This window comes from Stenotrophomonas maltophilia, assembly GCF_002799245.1.
GTDB classification, from domain to species: Bacteria; Pseudomonadota; Gammaproteobacteria; order Xanthomonadales; family Xanthomonadaceae; genus Stenotrophomonas; species Stenotrophomonas maltophilia_S.
This window is the reverse complement of sequence record NZ_NEQV01000005.1, coordinates 153,633-170,168: the sequence shown is the minus strand read 5'-3', so window position 1 is coordinate 170,168 and position 16,536 is coordinate 153,633. Positions and strand designations below refer to the sequence as shown.

The following is a 16,536-nucleotide window of genomic DNA, read 5'->3' as shown; positions in this document are numbered from 1 at the left end:
CCTATTGAAGTTGAGGCGGATCAGGCGTCCGCGATCTCGCCCTGGAAGCTGTAGTTCTGCGAGCAGGAGTTGGATTTGCTGCGGCCGCTGGAAACGCTGGCCCCGTAGTTGACGGCGCTCATCGTGCTGGCGGCGAGCTGGCTGGAGATCTGCGCCTTTGCCCGCTGGATCTCCGCCGACTGCGCCAGCAGGCCGAGCATTTGCTGGATGCGCATCTGGGCCTGCTGCAGCTGTACGTCGACGTCGGCGCGTTCCCGCGCCAGTCCGAGTTCGAAACTGCGATCGGCCGCGGCCGAGGCCGCCTGCTCCACGCCGGCGTCGGCGCTGTAGATCCGCGCCTTCGCGTCGAACGCCTGGCCGACAGCAGCCAGTCGAGCGCGCTCTCCGCTCAGCGTCGCGTCCCAACGAGTGATGCCGGCACGCCACACGTCCAGGTCAACCCCGTGCTGCGCCATGCGCAGGCGCTCGGCCTCGAATTGCATGTTGTTGCTGGCCGCCCAGGCATCGACACGCTTGGCATTGGCATCGACCAGCGTGCGATACAGATCCGCCCGTTTGCCCTCGCCCTCCACACTGGCCGTGTAGCCCTGCCACTCGGCGACGTGGGCACGCCAGCGCGCCTCATAGGCGTCGACCTGCGCGCGGTACTTGTCGATGCCGAAGCGGTTGATGTCCGCCTGCACCTTCACCGCCTCGACGCGGGTGCGGTAGAAGTCGGCCAGGGTGGTTACACCGCGCAGCTGCGACTCGTAGAGGCGCACCCGCTGCTCATTGATCTCACCCCGTGCCCGCTCCCCTTCGATCTGGGCCCGGAATACCTCGACCTTGGCCAGCTCCGCCTGGATGCGATCGCGCAGCACCTGGGCGTCGGTCTGGTAGGCCTGCAGGCGAGCGTTGAAGACCGAGATCCTGGCATTCAGCACGGCGATGACGGTTTCGCGCTGGAACGTCGCCGCCTGCAGCATCAGCTTCTGCTCGTCGGTGTGCAGCTGCGCCAGTGTCCCTTCCAGCGCCGCGCCCTGAGCAATGGCCATGCGCTGGTTGGCCAGCGATTCTTCGAACTGCTTGATCGCCGCATCACGAGAGGCCTCGGCCACGGCACCCTGCCCGGTTTGCCGGACCTCCAGGATCCTCCCGGCCAGCATGCCCTGGGGCTCGGCAAAGCCACGGGCGGCGAACTCCGAAACCGCCTGGTCGACGTTCCGCTGGGTGTCCAGCTCGATGCGGCTGCGGGCGCGTTGGAAGATCGCGTCCTCGATGATCCTTGGCAGGGCCTGGCTACCGACGATCATCGGCTTCAGCGTGGCGGTGAGCGTGTCCACCAGCGTGCTGACATATGGAGTGGCCTCGAACTGCCAGGTTTCGTTGAACGGCGGCTCGATGAAGATTGGCTTCTCCGCCTCGAACTCCGGCAAGGCAATGTTCGGCACGTCGGGCAGGTTCAGTGCCTCGAACGTCGGCACCTGCGGCAAGACATAGGTCGGCTCCGCCGGCAGCACAATCGGCGCCGGATCCACAGGAAGCGTGGGCTCGACCACGTTCGGCGTGGTCGGCTTCGCTCCGAACGCGAGCGTCGGTGGTTGAGCGTCGAGCTCGGGCGCTTCGCTGATCGAGATCGGAGCCGCTACGAAGCCGGGCGCGCTGGGCAGCGGTACGTCAGGAGCGCGGAATTCCAGCGCCCCTTCATCCAGGTCGGGGCGGCGCGGCCGCTGGAACGTGGCCTGCGGATCGGCAAAGCGAAAGTCGACGTTGAAGTCGATCGGATCCAGCCGAACGCTGTTGAGGCCCTGCAGGTTGGACACGGCCATGTTGTACGTGGTCGAGCCGAGCTCCATGAACTTGTCATGCGCGCTTCCGACCAGCGTGATAGCGGCATCCGCCGACAGGTCAGGACACCAGGTAGTTGCCATTCATGCTTCTCCGGTCAGCTCCACAGGACGTAGATCGATACGTCCCAACGATTTGCACCTTGTGTCGCCACGGCGGCTGCCCCGTCGGGGCCGTTGTAGCTGGTCTGTTCGCCCATGTAGTAGGCGGCATATCGGTCGCTGTCGATGCGATACCGCATCTCGAGTGTGCGATCGTCGACATCGCCCTCGATCTTCAGCAGGAAGTCAGTGCCTACGGCGAATCCAGGAAGCTCGGATGTCTCTTCGCCGTTCACCATTCCGTTGTTGAAGGTGAGGATCCAGTCGCTGGGTTGAGGGTCTTCGCCGCAGTCCTGAACAAGGTTGAATGGCTCGCGCCAGAAACAAGGTCCTGCCATGGTCATCCCCTGGTACGACGATCAAGATAGATCGGCCTGAAGTCGATGGCTGCGAGCTCGAAGTCGGCGCCGTCCACGTTCTCGATCACGAAGTCGAAGTCGACGGCCTTGATCCCCTTCCCCAGCTTCCAGCGGGTTTCTCGCTCGCTCGATGCCGGTCGCTCCAGGATCCGGTAGATGGCCGCTTCCTTCTGGCCGCTCTGCTCGTTGACCGTGATCACATGCAGCAGCAGCGCGCCCGTGGCGGTGTAGCCGACAAACGCCTCGGGCAGCCGCTTCAGGCGGCGCGTGCCCAATGCGGAAAGGCCCAGCCGCAGCCGCGCAGCAATCGGCGTGCCGTCGTCGTCATCACCATCAAGCCGGTGCAGGCCGTCCGCAGCCGCGGCGTAGTAGCGACCGCCGATCTTGGCGAAGCTGTTGAATGGGTACTGGGTGTAACGACTCAGCGCGCGGCTTTCGGTGTTCATGACCCATGCGACGTATTCGCCGGTGTCCAGCGCCAGGCGGGTCACGAATCCCAGCCCGTCCTTCAGCAGCTGGGCCAGCTCGGCCGTCGCGCTGCCGGCGGCGCCGACGAGCAGCTGCTCATCCACCATCACCACGCCGGTACCGGCTTCGAATGCCGCGGCATCAGCCAGCATGCCGTCCACCACGCGCTCTGCCGCGCGCTGCAAGCTCGCCACCAGGTCCGAGCCCAGCAGTCCATCGGTGACCGTCTCGGTGCGCAGTGCTTCGGTGAGGGCGCCGAACCACAGGCCGCCGACCAGGGCGTTCAACGCATCGGCGTAGGACGTGGCCACCCCCAGCATCAGCAGGCGGTCGATGACGCGCTCCAACCTGATCGAGTCAGCGCGAATGTCCGAGGTGAAGGCAACCCCCTCTTCGACCAGCAGCATGAACACCACCGCTGCCGCGTCTTCCAGGCTCAGCGTGTCCTCCGTCCTGCAGCTGGCCAGCAGCGCGCTGCGCCGGGCCTCGTCGATGGAGAGCACTTCGTTCAGCACGTGCGTTGGCAGGCTGCTTCGGTTCTCGCCGATAGCCAGCGATGAACGCGGCGACGCAAACCAGCGTCCGCCGAACGCAGAGATCATGCGCGGTCGGGCAGACAGGCCTGCATAGGCAAGCGGCGTGGTGACCTGTCGACCGCTGCCATACAGCGCCAGGCGCGCGCCGCACGCTCCACGGCCGGGGGCAGTCTGGAAGCCTGCAGCGCGCACGTTGATCGCCGCGGCACCGCCGCCGATGTCTCGGCCGTAGCCCTGCCCGGATGTGACCAGGTTCAATGCGGCGGCACCGTTGGCGGGTACCACCGGGTCTACCCCGCCGCCGAAGTAGATCTGCCCCTGTCCAGACGAGCCCAGGCGCAGCACGGCACTGCCGGCGGCGCCCAGCCCTGAGCCAACCCCCACGGCCCTCAGTGACAACGTGACCTGGCCACGCCCCTCGATCTCCGCATGCTGCAGCGGCAGGAACTCGATGGTCATTCGATGAAGTCTCCGGTCGCGTAGATCGCACAACCCACGACCACGACCCCGTGGCTGGCTTGCTGCGACGTGTAGAAGCGCTGTCCGCTGTGCAGGTAGTGGACGGTGCCGCCGATGCGCCTTACCTCCCAGAGGTCCTGGGGGTCATAGAACCGGATCGGCGACACGCGACGGCCGCGTTCCAGCACGCAGGCTTGCAGGCGGCCACCCTCGCTTTGATGGAAGTACAGCCCATGTCGGACCCGGGCCGGGTCAGACAGCTCCGCCTCGTCCAAGATGGCGAGCCCGACCACCACACCAACGGCGCGACTCATCGTCAGCCGCATCGCGACATCACCGTCGAGCTCGTCCGCGCTATCCGCACCGGCGTCCCATGCGAAGACCGAGAGGTATTCCCTGCGCGGAGGAACAGCCGGCACGGCAGGCTCCGCCTTCTGCTCCGGATACGTCGTACAGGTGACGGGGCCAGGCGGCGAGGTCTGAACGAACACACTCCTGCAGAGCATGTAGCGCACGTAGGTGACCCCGTTCTGCTCTTCGTAGCCGAGGATGGTGGCGCCTTTCGGCAACTGCACAGCGCCGTTGCTCGGCGCCGGCATCCGGCCTTCGCTGCACTCCTGCCGCCAGTAGCCCTGAGCAGGCGAGGCGCCGCAGACGGTATAGGAAGCCCGGTACGGCACCGCAGGTTTCGCGGGCTGGGGCGGGACGTACCTGGACACTGGCGGCTTGGACAACATGTCAGCTGGCCTGGTCGGCAACCACGTTGAAGATGCTCACGCCGGTGCTGTTGCTGCCGTTGGCCGTCATCACGTCGCTGCTGAACAGCACGGCCGCATTGGAGGCAGGCCCGCCCGCAGTGCCCTGCAGGCGAACGCCGGTGGTGGAACCACGGCCATCGTCGGCTGCAGCGCAGAAGCGGTAGAACGAGGGGGAAAGGCTCGTGGCACCGGCATTGGCACCCTCAAACTGGATCAGGCCTTCCCACTCTTCGCTCGGTGCCTTGGGCAGGACATTGCCGACGGGAGCGGAGAAGGTCAGGCCGCCGCCGCTGACCGAGAGTTTCGCCAGCTGCGTGTGACTGCCCACCATATCCAGGGCAGCGTCGGCCGAGGCCGGTACCGGCCCAGCGAACACGTAAAGGAAGCCGCCGTCGAGGGCATTCTTGACCTGCCCCAGCAGGGCCTGCGCGAGCGGGATGGAGATCGTCATGGTGCTGTTCCTTCGTCAGAGTGGGGGGATCGCAAACCACCATTCACCGATCTCGATGCTGGTGTCGGTGGCCATGGCCAGGGTGGGCAGGCGCATCTGGAAGTCGCCCGGGCTGTCGTCGTCTAGACCGATCGCGCCATCGATGCGGGGAGATTCGAAGGAGACCGCGCCGGCGTCGGGCGCGTTGCCGACCAGGCGGAACCAGCCCGCGGTTCCCGCGGCGAGCCCGCGAAGTACCCACCGCTGGGCGGCGTCCTTGTAGACGTAGCGGCCGTTGCGCACGAAGCTCAGGCCATTGGCGGAAACGCCTGGCTGCCAGACGCCGCCGTCAACGGTGATTCTCGCCAGCAACGCACCGGTGGCCGGCATGTCTGCAGTTTCCGGCTGGGGCCCGGTGCGGATCTCGATGCAACCGGCGCGGAAGATCCCCTCGAATGCCGACGGGCCAAGGATCGACGCCTCGAACCCCGTAGAAGTGTTCACGGCCATGAAGGCTCCTAGATGGGCTTGGGTAGGACGGTCAGCGGGTAGAAGCGCCTGTCCTCGGCGGTAACGCCGAGCAACGCCCCCAGGTCATGACCCGTCAGGTAGTTCAGTGCACCGGTGTAGGCGCCAGGTATCGAGACGCAGTAGCGCCCCTTGTTGTAGTTCCAGCCCCCGGCCCAATCGAAGCCGAGGAAGTCCCTCACGCCCTGTCGGTCCATCATCAGCGGCACCAGCAGCGAGGAACCGCTGAACGCAATCAGGCCCTCGCGGGGGTGCTTGTTCCAGATCACGCCGGTCTGGTTCGGTGTGCGTGGCCCCCAGCCAGATCCGCTGGCGCCAACCCAGTAGCTGCCGAACACGAGACCGTCGGTGACGGCGCCAGGCGCACGCGTGTCCAGGCCCGGAAACGGTGCTCCGGTGCCCGAGCTCGGATCCCATGCCACAGGCTCGGGTTCGCCATACACCATTCGGCCTGCCATGTAGGCGAATGGCTGGATCGTGTGGGCACCGTTGAAACCCTGGATCCGCCATCCCGAGAACAGGTTGTGGCGCACGTCCATGTACGCCAACAGGTGATAGTCCTGGCGGTCATTGCCGACCGCGAAGTCCCGATCGATCAAGGTGATCTCGCCGCCGTCGAACTCCAGCACCACCGACACGCGCACCAATCCCTGGTAGTTGTTGGCCTCCACAGCAAACCGCCCCTCGCTCCGCCGCAGCGCCAGATAGGCATCTTTCCGCTCCATGCCGGCGAAGTCCGACACGACCAGGCCGCGCGTGGGCGCGACCAAGGCGAAGTTCCCACCACTTCCGGCGTAGTTGCCCTGCAGGTAGGCGGCCTGGACTGCGTTGTGGGTGATGCCGCTGTCGGAGATCTCCACCTCCTGGGTCATGGTGTTGATCAACGCAGCGACCGCCGTCTGCTCACTGTTGACGGTGCGTATCGCCCGGGTGCCATCACCGTTGAAGAACCACGGCATGGCCGAATCGGTGAACGTGTTCCCCGAAGTGCTGCCCTCCGGATTGATCTGCCCGGGCGTCATGCCCAGCAGGCGGTGGCTGCCGGGCTCGACGACCCAGTCGCCCTTCTGCGGCGTCCCCTCGTTGCGATGCAACCTGAAGGCCACGAAGGCCGACTGCGCGGTGGTGGGCTGCCCCTGGGTGTAGTTCGTGAATGCCACCAGCAGCTCCTGGGCTCCGGCTGACGTCTTGCGCACGCAGGCGGAGTTGACGCGCCACGATAGGTATTCGGGCGGATCCTGCTGCAGTTCCTGGGCGTACGAGATCCGGTCGAACAGCGCCTGGCCCTGCTGCAGCACCCAGCGCGCGCCGATGTCGAGCAAGGCAACGTCGTGCACGTACCTCGAGCAGAAGCCATAGAACGACAGCGCCAGGTCCTCGCCGTCCTTCCAGTCGATGTTCCCGAAGAAGTACAGCCCATCGGGATACAGGTCCGGCCGGTTGTAGCTTTCGTAGCGGGCGCTCTGGATCTGATCGACCACATCCCATCTCCGCCAGTAGCGGGTCACCACCCGGCTGCCGGCGAACTCCAGCCACCCGGTCGGATCGTTGCCTGTCGGATCCACCTGCGTGCCACGCTGCGCCGGATCGCCCGTGGGCACGTCCCATCGCGGCCAGATGATGAAGCCGCCGCGGGGTTCCGGCGGTTCCTCTACCGGCGGTGGCCCCGGGGCAATGATCGTGACCCGTGGCAGCTCGCCGATCTTCTCGGCCAGCAGCACAGTGCCGTCCTGCAGCTCCCGGCGCAGGTTCGCGATTCCGAGGCCATTCCGTTTGGCCTCTTCGAGCACGAAGCCCAGCAGCTTCCTTGCTTCCGGGACGTGCTGAGCCGCGACTTCCCGATCGCCAACGACCACGATCGGCGTCCACCCGCTGTACCGCGGCCCGCTCATCAGGTGACGTCGCCCTCGTCCTTGGCCGACAGCACGTATTCCAGCGCCAGCTTGTCGCCGGCGAGCTGGTTGGTGCGCGGCGTTGCGAAGCGGGTAGCTGCGATCAGGATGTTCGCCGTGGCGCCCTTGGCGGACCCCGTCAGCAAGCCGATGCCGTAGAGGTTGTAGGGCCCGCCTGCCGAGTAGACCAGCGTCGCCGCGGCAAGCGCGGCGCTATTGCCGATCGCCTCAGCCGTCGAGGGTGTGGTGGTCCAGGGCAGACGGCTGGCGTTGGTGTACCCCGTGAACTCGGTGGCCACGTCCTTGAAGGTGGATCCCTTCCAGTCCGCTGCCGGCGTCACGTTGCCCGCGAATGGCGCCAGGTAAAAGGCTGTCTGCTGGCTGGTGCCCCCGAGTGCGGTGTTGAGGATGTAGTTCAGGCCCTCCTTGACCAGTCGATTCGGGTCCACCTGCCATGGACCGAACTCACCGCCTGCAGTGGCGTGGGCATGCCGGAAAGTGCCGCCGATGGTCGCGCGCGCCGCGGGAATGTAGATGCCCGCTTCGGACAGCTCGTATTTGTGCCGGCGGATTGCGCGAATGGCGTCGCGCCCCACCGTGCCCAGATTCTGCAGGGCCTTCATGATTTTCATCGGTTTGCTCCTTCGGTGGTTACCATTTGCCCGCGGGGCAGGAAGCCCCTTGGAATCGGGTCTTGCTTGCCAGGGGACAGCTGCAGAGCCTGCAGCGCAGGAAAAGGCGGCGTCCGAGCCGTTCGACGTTCGGACACGCACGGCAGATATCCAGGCGACGCTTCACGTCGTCTGGCTTGGCCAACACAGCCATGGCTCAGGGGTCTCGGTGGATGACGTGGGCGACTGCCCGGTCGGTGACGGCCAGCGCCTGGCCCTTGGGTGCCCGCAGCGCTGCGACGAGCTGGCTCAGTCCGTCCTGCTGGCGCAGTAGCAGTGCGGCATGGTCGGCGTCATCAACGACCGCCTCACCCTTCTTCAACCCCTGCACCTGGCCGCCCGGCAGCCCGATGCAGAAGTAGCCATCGCGGGCGAGCCAGATCAGCACCGGTGCCGCGGACTGCAGTCCAATCACGTCACCGTTGACGACCATGGCCGAGCCCGGCACCGCGCCGCTACCGCGCGCGACTGCCTGGGTGTAATCCTTGGGGTCCGCGCCGGCGTACCAGTAGGTCCGCGCGCCGGCGGCGACATAGAGGCCTGCGCCATCCGGGGTTCCGTCGCCAATGGGTTCCATCAGATCGATCGGCGCGTTGAAGCGCATGCGGTTGGTCGCGGGCCGGAACATCCCGTATCGCAGCGCCTCCGACCACAGCACCTCCTGGCCACTGGCTACGAACTGCCGGCCGTGCGCACCACGGACGATGTGGCCCGGTGGCAGTGGCCGCAGGAACTGCGTGGTGAGCGCCCTCCCCTCGCCCGGCGCCAGCACCGGTGCCGAGCGGGTGCCGGCGGGCAGGATGACGTACTGCCGCATCACCTGGTCATTCGGCCCGGAGACGTACACCGCGACCGAGACTGTGTCCGGCGCCACCGGCAGCGGAATATCACTGAGCTCGAACCCGCCGCCCTCGGCGACGTCGATCGCCGCGGCCAGGGTACTGCCCGATTCCCGCCCCAACCGATCGATGAAGGTCGCCGCTACCTGGTACTGACCTGGTGCAAGGGCGCTGTCAGAGGTTGGTTCCAACAGCGGTTGGCCCGCAGGGTGTTCCGGCGACCAGGGTTGCACCTGCAGGTCGATGTCGAGGACGCCGCTGGCGGTGCTGTTGCTGAAGAAGACGCGATCGCCGATCAGTGCATAGCTCAGCGGATCCAGGCCGACATCGATGCCCAGCGCTTCCACACGCTCATCCTCGTGCAGGGCATGAAGCTGACCGCCATCGACGAAGAGCCCGTGCTGCAGTTGCCCATGGCTCCACAGCGAATGAGTCAGCGCGCCCGGGCGGAAGCGCTGGTGCCCGCGCCGGCGCTGCGGCCGGCCGGCGGCGTCCAGGTCAACGTTGTCGGCCTCGCGCAGCGCGCGCGGGATGCCGTTCTCATCGGTCGGCAGCGCTCCTTCCCCGGCCACGTTGTTGATGCCCAGGGGCCAGGGGCCTGCTGGGCGGAGATCTTCATCGCGAACGGGCATGTCAGAACCACATGGGTTGGGTGCCGGTGGTGGGGTCGATCGACAACTGCTGCAGCGCCCGCGCGGTGGGCCGCTCGCCGAAGTAGCTCTCGAACAGTGCGAGGTGACGGTCGGCGTCGGCGGTGCTGCGCTGCTCGGAATCGCGCTTGTTCAATGCCCGCCAGCAGGCCCAGTGCACCAGCTTCGGGTGGTGGATGGCATCGATCACCGGCTCATCCTCGCTGTCTTCCATCGCCTCGGCGGCTTCTGGCACGCGCCAGAGGGTGAGCTGCAGCACGTCCGACTCTGCCGGTACCGGGCTGACCGATACCTCGCGCGCCTGCCGATCGCGCACCAGATACTCCGGGCGCCCTGCCTCGGTGCGCCAGTGGCAGTGCCGTCCGTCCAGGGCGCCGCTGGTGGTCCGGCAGAGCGGGTCGGACAGATTGCTGGCCAGCACCGCGCGGCGAATCACGTACACGGTTGGATGGAGCGTGTAGTCAGCGCGGCCCGGCTCCAGGTCGATGTGGCAAATATCGGGGCGGCCGCTCTCCACGAGCAGCCGCGCCCGAATGCACGCCTCTTCCACAGCTTCGTTGAGATGGCGGGTCAGCACGGCGTCACTCCACAGGTAGGGAGCCACGTCGTCGTCGAGCTCTTCCCGGCATTCCTCGATCAACTGGCTGAGGGTGCGCGCCTCCACGTCAGGCTTCCTCGAGCGCCTGGCTCAGCACCTTCAGGGTGGTGCTGCGCTGGTCGGGTTCGGGCTTGGCCAGCTCCAGGTCGAGGGCGGCCTTGATCACGACCTTGGCGATGCCGCCCTTGGCCAACTCGGCCTTCAGCTTCTGCCAGCTCAGTCCGTTCAGTTGGGCCGCGGCTTCGACGATCTCCGGCGGCAGCGTAGCTGCGACGTTCGCGCCTGCTGGCGGCTCACTGCTGCCGGTGTCGGTGCTCGTGGTGCTGCTGGCGCCCGCGTCCGCGCCGCCGGCATCGGTACCGGTGTTGCTGACAACCGGCGGCGCCGGCGGTTCCTGGCCTGCGGCCGGGTCGACCGGCGGGACCGGCTTGGCGGTGGTCTGCAGGCTCTGGGCCCGGGCGATGTAGTAAGCCTCCGGAATGCCCAGCAGCCGCTGGATGTGGTCGGAGTTCTCGACGTCGGCGACGTGCTCCGAATCGGCATTGGCGGGATCGATCGGCACGAAGAAGTACACGGTGCCGTCCAGCTCCACGGGCGCCTTCGGGCGCTTGAACTTGCATGCAATCAGCATGGGATGCTCCTGGTAGGCGGGGCTGCAGGCGCAGCCCCGCTACGGTTGGGGGCTCAGGCCGGGAAAGCAGCCAGGCGCAGGATCAGCTCGCCCTGCTGGGCACCGGGGGCGGTATTGAGCTTCACGTACACCGGGCGGTTCACCGGCTTGGAGCCCAGGGCCTCGGCAATCAGATGCAGGCTCACCGGGACGAATGCGGCGGTATCGGCAACCACCGCGGTCGGCGCGATAACGGTGTTGCCGGCCGCCGAGGCGCCATCGATCGCGTCGGGGATGAAGACGCTCACGTTCTGCGCGGCGAGCTTGCCGCCGGCGTCCAGCTTGGCGAACAGGCCGGAGCCCTGGCTGTGCAGCTTGTGGTTGGCCGGCAGCTCACCGATCAACACCAGATCGCCATCCGCACCGGCTTCAACCGGCCAGCTGTAGTCGTTGACCACCAGCAGGCCGGCGGCCGGCGACGATGCGCCGCTATTGCGGCCAATTGCGAGTTTCGTGGACATGGATTTCTCCTGCGAAGGATGTAGGTTCTGAACGCAAGAGCCCCGGCGTGCCGGGGCTCTTGGTGTGAGGCTTACTGCGGGTTCGGATCGGCCGCGGCGGTGTCCAGGGCGATCGTGCCGAAGTCCTTGCCGTTGAAGCGCGTCTTCTTGATGCCGAAGATTGCGCCGGCGCAGATCTCGATGTCGTTGCCATGGTCGAGCGGAACCTCGGACCAGTCGAAGCGCAGTCCGTTGCCCGGCGAACCGAAGGCCAACACCAGGGCCTGGCGGCCCAGGTACAGCGCGCGAGCCGCTGCAACGTTGCCACCGGCGCCGTAGTCCCCGAAGCGCACCACGGACTTGTGCTTGTGCAGGATCGTGTTGCCGATCATGCCCAGGTTGTCCTTGAAGATCGGGTTGCTGGCACCTTCAGCAGCCGCAGCCGCCTTCTGGATGTCCAGCCAGTTGCCCGGATCCGTTGAGGTCTTCAGGTCATGCGCCTGGAACGGGTGCATGACGGTGACGAAGTGCTCGCCGCCGGCAATGGTGATCGGCTGGATCTCCGCCACCTGGGTCGAACCACCACCCTGCGAAGCGGCCTTGGTGTTGGCGCGCTCGATCAGGACCCGGCTCATCTTGCCGGCCGCGGTCAGCGATGCCTTGCTGGCGCCGTCGCCGAACAGGATGTGCGAGCTGTCCGGCGACTCGAACGCGTTGCCTGCGCGGCCTGCGTAGTTCAGCGGGACGTTGTAGTCCTCGTTGATGCCGCGGGCGCCCGAGCCGTACATGAAGAAGAGCTCGTCGTAGAAGCGCGCCCAGAATTCCGTCAGGCGGTTGCGGCCGACCTTGCGCAGGTCGTGGACGGTGCGCTTGCGGCTCATACGGCCACCGCAGCTCACCGGCTTGCGGGCCTGGTCGATGAAGACCTTATCGGTGAAGAAGTCGAGCTTCTCGCCCTTGCCCTCGGCCTTCTGGTCGCCTTCGATGACGCCACCGGACAGCTGCACGGACAGGTCGTAGCTGATGGTGTCGCCCGCTTCCTGTTCCAGGTCGGTCTGCAGCATGACCGGCATCGAGGTCTCCGACCCCTTGCCCATCATCTTGCGCGTCCAGTAGGACTGTTTGGATACCGAAACCATGAGGTCCGCAGACCACAGCTTCCGGGCCTTGGGGTCGTTCAGACCCACGATCGTCTGTGCCATGTTGCTTCTCCAGGGAGATCACGGCACTTCTGCGCCTCTGTCGTTGACCCGCACTACTGCGCAGGTGTTTGAGGATGTTCAGCCCGCTGTGGGCGTTGGCCGGCGCGCCACGCGCTGCAGCGCGCCGCCAGTAGGTTGCTGCTCACCGGCTCGCGTGATGGTCACCGGGGTGTTCGACTCGATGATCACGCGCGAGCGCTTGCCGCTCTTCTCGGTGAAGGTGATCGATGCGCCTGACCCGGACGGGATCAGGACCACGTCGCCAGGCTCCAGGGTGGTGTGCAGCTTGGGCATGAGGCTCAGTTGTCCGCCACGAAGGAGCCCGGCACGTCGCGCAGGATCCGATCGCGTTCACTCTCCGACTTGCCTGCCAGGAATGACTCGATGTCCTCGATGTTGTCCATCCCGGCGGCCGCATCGGCGGTCGAGCGGGAGGTCGGGTCTGCCGCCGCGGGCACGGTGCTCAGGGTGTTCGGCACTTCGGCCAGCGGCGCGCTGCGGTCCGGCTTTGCCGGCGCCTGCGCTACCGGCGGCGCCGTTGCCGCGGCGGAGGCCTGCAGCAGACCCTCGGTCACCAGCAGATCGCGCGCGCCGGCCAGGATGTCCCAGTCGGTGAGCTGGCGGCCAGCAGCTGCGGCCTCGTTGACCACCGACTGCATCGCCTGCTCCCACGCAGCGAAACGCATCGGGCTTGCGGCGATCGCGGCATTCTCCGGGCGGGAGAGGAACTGGCGCTGCAGGTATGCCCAGGATTGGTCGGCATTCTGCTGGCTCATCTGCTGCTGCAGGGTGGCCATGTCCTGGGCGCGCTCGACGCGGCTGCGCTCGTCGCGCAGATCCTCGTACTGCTGCTCGTAGGCCTCATCCTCCACGTCGCCGGCCTTGTACTTCTCCTTCAGGGCCTGCAGCTTGCCGTTGATGTCGCCGATTTCCTTTCCATAGTCACGCTCGTCCGCCGCATAGGTCGGCACGAAGGGCGTCGCCGGCGGCGGTTCGGACACTGCCGGGACCGCCGAGGCGGCGCCTTCAACAGCTGCAGCAGCTGCTGCAGCCGGCTGTGCCACACCTTCCGCTGGCGTTGCTGCAGCTGCAGGAGAAGCTGAGCCATCGGACGCCGGCGTAGCGGTCGCGGGTGCTGCGGCGGCCGCCGACGTCTCGGCGGTGCCGGTTGCTGCGGCGGCATCGCCAGGGGCGGCACCGTCGGCGCTGGCCAGCGCCGCACGCTCGCCCTCGGTCATTTCCAGTTCGTTCGCGGCCAGCGACTGCTGGCCCGCGTTGTCAGGCTGCTGCATGAGCGGTTTCCTCGGGGGTCTGTTGGGTGCTCAGGAGGCGGTCGGCCGCCGGAGCGAGGGGGAGCAGGATCTCGATCAGCTCGGCGACGTTGAGGGCGTCACCCTTGGTCTTGATCTGCAAAGACTTGGCCTTGGCCATGATCTCTTCGCGCTTGGCCTCGTCCAGTCCGACCTTGGCCATACGCTCGCGCAGGGCGACGTCCCGCTCCTGTGCTTCCTGCTGCTGGCGCGCCTGCGCCTCGGGGCTGTCGACGTCCTGCTCGTTGTCGGACTGCCCGGTGATCTTGCGGATCCGCTGCACCACCTCGTCCTTGCCCGGCATGTCGATCATGTCGAAGGCGAGGTCCAGCAGCTGGACGGACATCTCCGGCGGCAGCTTGCCGAGCATGTCAAAGAACTGCTCCGCAAAGGCCTGCCGCATTGATTCGCGGAAGTCCTGCTGGTCGACGATGAAATCGGCCTGGTTGCGACTGATGTCGTTGTCGACCACCCAGATATTGTTCAGGGTGTCCAGGCGCAGTTGGTTGATCACCCGCCAGTCCAGACCCTTACGCTCGCCAACGATCCGGAACTGCCGTTCCTCGGTCATGAACTGCTCGGTGAGCGACAGCTGCTTTTCGCCGCTGAGCTGAATGCCCAGACGGTAGTTGTCGAAAAGTTCCGCGGTACTCACGGCGCCTTCCTGCTGCTTGGCCAGGATCGCCCGGCCACTGGCCGCGTTGGTCTCGCGTCCCAGTAGCTCGCGGTTCACGCCGGTGCCGTCATGGATGTGGGCCGCGTCGAGCTCGAGGAGCTTGATCTGCGCCTCGGCCACGTCGAGGTTACGCTCCACCTTGATCCTGCCCAGTCCGTTGTTCTTCAGCGGGATCACGCCATTCGGCTTGGCGATCTCACGCTTCACTTCCTCGATGCGGTCCTCATCGATGGCGCCGTCCTCGTAGAACAGCTGGTTCGTGCTCAGCGCCCAGAGCAGCTTGCTCATGCGCTTGTTCAGATCTTCCTGGGAGTCGCGCACGCCGCGGACCAGGCCGTATTCCATTCCGTCGCGGTTGCGGCGATAGCACCAGTACGGGGTATACGGGAAGCGCCCGTGGCGGAACGGGCTGCGTTTGAGCTGCAGCAGGCCGCCTTCGGTGAAGATTGCGCACCACATTTCCTCGACCACAGCGTCGGACAGCGAGTAGACCGGCGAGGCCTGGCCCTTCATTGCTGCCAGCGCCGCCTGGTGCTCGGCATTGTTCGGGTCGAAGCGATCACCCCGGAACTCACCACCCCACAGGCGCTTGTGCGCGACCGGGCGTTTGAACCAGCACTCGATCAGGCGGACCCGCAGGCGACACCGGCTGTCCAGGGAGGCCCTGCCGGTGATGCGCCGGCCGGTCACGGTGTGGCCACGGCTGTCGTATCGGCGGAAGACCTGGGGCAGGTCCAGCTCTTCGTCGAAGGCGCCGTTGTCGCCGTCGTAGTGGTCCTGGGCCGCCCGGTTCACCAGCTCGATGCGATCGGGGAACATCGCTTCGGAATAGTCCAGGTCGGCGAACTTCTCCCGTAGTAGGAATCGGCAGTCGCTCAGGTCCAGGGCGCGGCTGACCGGATCGCGCCGCATCTGCCGCCAGGGAATGTGGCCCACCATCACCGGCTCGTCGGCGCGATCGGTCCGGATCGATTCCTCGGTCCAACCGCACCCGGCGATCGCGGCGTCCTTGAACGCCTGGCTGCGCGCCCAGGGAATGCGGTTCGTGTCGCTGAGGTACTTCATCAGCTCCGACTTCACCGCGGCAATGTCGACGTCGTCCTCCGCACGTGGGTGCACGACACCATCGATGCGGGTACGGCGCTCGGTGCCGATGACCCAGTCGATGGCCATCTTGATCTTGTTGTAGGTCAGCGGCGCCTGGTGGCGCGCTGCGAGCACCGCGCGGTCTTCTTCGGACCACTGGATATGGTCGTAGAAGTCGTAGTCCAGCATCTGCTCGATGCGGTTGTCGTAGAACGCATCGAGGGCGGTGTACCAGTAGTCCAGCAGCTTCGCATGGAGGCGACGGTTCTCCATGCTGTCCAGCGGGTGGCCTTCCACGTCCGGCGGCGCCGCGGTGGCCACGTCGGCAGCGCCGGGGTCGTAGGCCGGCTCGCTGCGCAAGTTCTCGATCGTCTGCATCAGTTCACCTTCTGCCCGTTGATCTTGATCTGGATCCCCATCCGCGCCATCTCGCCGAGCCACTGCTCCCGGGTCTGCTCCGCCGGCGGCCGCAGGTTCTTCACGTCGTCGCAGAATTCGAGAATGGCGTCGTGGATGCGGTGCCGATAGGCCGGGACGTCAAGGCCGTAGAGCGCAACCGAGGCGTTCTGAAGACGGGCGACCATGTCGCCGATGTGGTGGTGCCGGCCCCGATCCCTGTCCTCCGGGCGGAAGATCCAGAAGTCGCGGAACGGCACCAGGTAGGCCGGGCTGCCATAGGCGATCATCCCGGTCACGGGGTTCACACCCTCGACACGGCGGTTTTCGTTCCGGATGTAGAGGGCGGCATCGTCGTCGCCATCGCGCACGATGTGGGTCAGGTACAGGGTGAGGTCTCCCTTCTTGCCACACCACACGAAGCCATCTGGGGCGAGCTCGAGCTCGGCGCTCATGCCTCAGCTCCAAGCAGCTCCAGGGCTGCGTCCAGCTCTTCCACTACCGCCGCTGCGGCCTGGTCCGGTGACAGGACGTGGTCCTCGACCAGGCTGCCGTGGTTCTCGCCCCCTGGCAGGTACCGCGCGTAGGCGCGCGCCTGCTGCAGGTGGATGGCCAGCTGCTCGACGTCATGGTCTTCCAC

18 protein-coding genes are annotated in these 16,536 nt (G+C 66.5%); all 18 read right to left on the bottom strand.

The annotated features are described in order from the left end of the window. Positions 1 to 20 precede the first annotated feature (20 nt). Positions 21 to 1,835 carry a hypothetical protein gene (locus B9Y64_RS15765; RefSeq protein WP_238379916.1) on the bottom strand — a complete coding sequence of 605 codons (1,815 nt, stop codon included), beginning with the start codon at positions 1,833 to 1,835 and terminating at the stop codon, positions 21 to 23. Between the two features lie 89 nt (positions 1,836 to 1,924). Then, positions 1,925 to 2,272 carry a hypothetical protein gene (locus B9Y64_RS15760; RefSeq protein WP_157804531.1) on the bottom strand — a complete coding sequence of 116 codons (348 nt, stop codon included), beginning with the start codon at positions 2,270 to 2,272 and terminating at the stop codon, positions 1,925 to 1,927. Further along, positions 2,269 to 3,750 carry a hypothetical protein gene (locus B9Y64_RS15755; RefSeq protein WP_100441516.1) on the bottom strand — a complete coding sequence of 494 codons (1,482 nt, stop codon included), beginning with the start codon at positions 3,748 to 3,750 and terminating at the stop codon, positions 2,269 to 2,271. Before B9Y64_RS15755 ends, B9Y64_RS15760 begins: the two co-directional genes overlap by 4 nt. After that, positions 3,747 to 4,487, bottom strand: coding sequence for a hypothetical protein (locus B9Y64_RS15750; RefSeq protein WP_100441515.1), 741 nt, complete (start codon positions 4,485 to 4,487; stop codon positions 3,747 to 3,749). Before B9Y64_RS15750 ends, B9Y64_RS15755 begins: the two co-directional genes overlap by 4 nt. A 1-nt stretch (position 4,488) precedes the next feature. Continuing rightward, positions 4,489 to 4,959, bottom strand: coding sequence for a hypothetical protein (locus B9Y64_RS15745; RefSeq protein ID WP_100441514.1), 471 nt, complete (start codon positions 4,957 to 4,959; stop codon positions 4,489 to 4,491). 15 nt (positions 4,960 to 4,974) lie between these two features. Further along, on the bottom strand, positions 4,975 to 5,448 hold the full coding sequence (locus B9Y64_RS15740) for a hypothetical protein (protein WP_088475838.1): 474 nt from the start codon (positions 5,446 to 5,448) through the stop codon (positions 4,975 to 4,977). Between the two features lie 8 nt (positions 5,449 to 5,456). Beyond that, positions 5,457 to 7,322, bottom strand: coding sequence for a hypothetical protein (locus B9Y64_RS15735; protein ID WP_238379915.1), 1,866 nt, complete (start codon positions 7,320 to 7,322; stop codon positions 5,457 to 5,459). A 35-nt stretch (positions 7,323 to 7,357) separates the two neighbouring features. Then, on the bottom strand, positions 7,358 to 7,990 hold the full coding sequence (locus B9Y64_RS15730; RefSeq protein WP_100441512.1) for a hypothetical protein: 633 nt from the start codon (positions 7,988 to 7,990) through the stop codon (positions 7,358 to 7,360). Between the two features lie 196 nt (positions 7,991 to 8,186). After that, positions 8,187 to 9,500 (bottom strand): hypothetical protein, encoded by a 1,314-nt coding sequence (locus tag B9Y64_RS15725; RefSeq protein ID WP_100441511.1) that lies wholly within the window; start codon positions 9,498 to 9,500, stop codon positions 8,187 to 8,189. A 1-nt stretch (position 9,501) separates the two neighbouring features. Then, positions 9,502 to 10,182 carry a DUF6682 family protein gene (locus B9Y64_RS15720; RefSeq protein ID WP_100441510.1) on the bottom strand — a complete coding sequence of 227 codons (681 nt, stop codon included), beginning with the start codon at positions 10,180 to 10,182 and terminating at the stop codon, positions 9,502 to 9,504. 1 nt (position 10,183) lies between these two features. After that, positions 10,184 to 10,747: a hypothetical protein gene (locus tag B9Y64_RS15715; RefSeq protein ID WP_100441509.1), complete on the bottom strand. Its 564-nt coding sequence runs from the start codon at positions 10,745 to 10,747 to the stop codon at positions 10,184 to 10,186. A gap of 53 nt (positions 10,748 to 10,800) precedes the next feature. Beyond that, positions 10,801 to 11,247, bottom strand: coding sequence for a hypothetical protein (locus B9Y64_RS15710; protein WP_100441508.1), 447 nt, complete (start codon positions 11,245 to 11,247; stop codon positions 10,801 to 10,803). A gap of 71 nt (positions 11,248 to 11,318) precedes the next feature. Continuing rightward, the gene (locus B9Y64_RS15705; protein WP_065195896.1) at positions 11,319 to 12,428 is read right to left on the bottom strand and encodes a N4-gp56 family major capsid protein; all 1,110 of its coding nucleotides are present in this window, start codon (positions 12,426 to 12,428) and stop codon (positions 11,319 to 11,321) included. Between the two features lie 78 nt (positions 12,429 to 12,506). Then, positions 12,507 to 12,722 carry a hypothetical protein gene (locus tag B9Y64_RS15700; RefSeq protein WP_100441507.1) on the bottom strand — a complete coding sequence of 72 codons (216 nt, stop codon included), beginning with the start codon at positions 12,720 to 12,722 and terminating at the stop codon, positions 12,507 to 12,509. A gap of 5 nt (positions 12,723 to 12,727) precedes the next feature. Continuing rightward, on the bottom strand, positions 12,728 to 13,720 hold the full coding sequence (locus B9Y64_RS15695) for a hypothetical protein (RefSeq protein ID WP_100441506.1): 993 nt from the start codon (positions 13,718 to 13,720) through the stop codon (positions 12,728 to 12,730). Next, complete coding sequence (locus B9Y64_RS15690; protein ID WP_100441505.1) at positions 13,707 to 15,878, bottom strand: hypothetical protein; 2,172 nt, start codon at positions 15,876 to 15,878, stop codon at positions 13,707 to 13,709. The genes B9Y64_RS15695 and B9Y64_RS15690 overlap by 14 nt, the downstream gene beginning before the upstream one ends. Then, complete coding sequence (locus B9Y64_RS15685) at positions 15,878 to 16,351, bottom strand: hypothetical protein (RefSeq protein WP_100441504.1); 474 nt, start codon at positions 16,349 to 16,351, stop codon at positions 15,878 to 15,880. The genes B9Y64_RS15690 and B9Y64_RS15685 overlap by 1 nt, the downstream gene beginning before the upstream one ends. After that, entirely contained in the window at positions 16,348 to 16,536 is a 189-nt protein-coding gene (locus tag B9Y64_RS15680) for a hypothetical protein (protein ID WP_100441503.1), read from the bottom strand. The genes B9Y64_RS15685 and B9Y64_RS15680 overlap by 4 nt, the downstream gene beginning before the upstream one ends.

Bases quoted from the DNA above. Each gene is read 5' to 3' on its own strand.
- B9Y64_RS15765 (WP_238379916.1), bottom strand. From the start codon at position 1,835: ATGGAGCTCGGCTCGACCACGTACAACATGGCCGTGTCCAACCTGCAG.
- B9Y64_RS15760 (WP_157804531.1), bottom strand. From the start codon at position 2,272: ATGACCATGGCAGGACCTTGTTTCTGGCGCGAGCCATTCAACCTTGTT.
- B9Y64_RS15755 (WP_100441516.1), bottom strand. From the start codon at position 3,750: ATGACCATCGAGTTCCTGCCGCTGCAGCATGCGGAGATCGAGGGGCGT.
- B9Y64_RS15750 (WP_100441515.1), bottom strand. From the start codon at position 4,487: ATGTTGTCCAAGCCGCCAGTGTCCAGGTACGTCCCGCCCCAGCCCGCG.
- B9Y64_RS15745 (WP_100441514.1), bottom strand. From the start codon at position 4,959: ATGACGATCTCCATCCCGCTCGCGCAGGCCCTGCTGGGGCAGGTCAAG.
- B9Y64_RS15740 (WP_088475838.1), bottom strand. From the start codon at position 5,448: ATGGCCGTGAACACTTCTACGGGGTTCGAGGCGTCGATCCTTGGCCCG.
- B9Y64_RS15730 (WP_100441512.1), bottom strand. From the start codon at position 7,990: ATGAAAATCATGAAGGCCCTGCAGAATCTGGGCACGGTGGGGCGCGAC.
- B9Y64_RS15725 (WP_100441511.1), bottom strand. From the start codon at position 9,500: ATGCCCGTTCGCGATGAAGATCTCCGCCCAGCAGGCCCCTGGCCCCTG.
- B9Y64_RS15715 (WP_100441509.1), bottom strand. From the start codon at position 10,747: ATGCTGATTGCATGCAAGTTCAAGCGCCCGAAGGCGCCCGTGGAGCTG.
- B9Y64_RS15710 (WP_100441508.1), bottom strand. From the start codon at position 11,247: ATGTCCACGAAACTCGCAATTGGCCGCAATAGCGGCGCATCGTCGCCG.
- B9Y64_RS15705 (WP_065195896.1), bottom strand. From the start codon at position 12,428: ATGGCACAGACGATCGTGGGTCTGAACGACCCCAAGGCCCGGAAGCTG.
- B9Y64_RS15700 (WP_100441507.1), bottom strand. From the start codon at position 12,722: ATGCCCAAGCTGCACACCACCCTGGAGCCTGGCGACGTGGTCCTGATC.
- B9Y64_RS15695 (WP_100441506.1), bottom strand. From the start codon at position 13,720: ATGCAGCAGCCTGACAACGCGGGCCAGCAGTCGCTGGCCGCGAACGAA.
- B9Y64_RS15690 (WP_100441505.1), bottom strand. From the start codon at position 15,878: ATGCAGACGATCGAGAACTTGCGCAGCGAGCCGGCCTACGACCCCGGC.
- B9Y64_RS15685 (WP_100441504.1), bottom strand. From the start codon at position 16,351: ATGAGCGCCGAGCTCGAGCTCGCCCCAGATGGCTTCGTGTGGTGTGGC.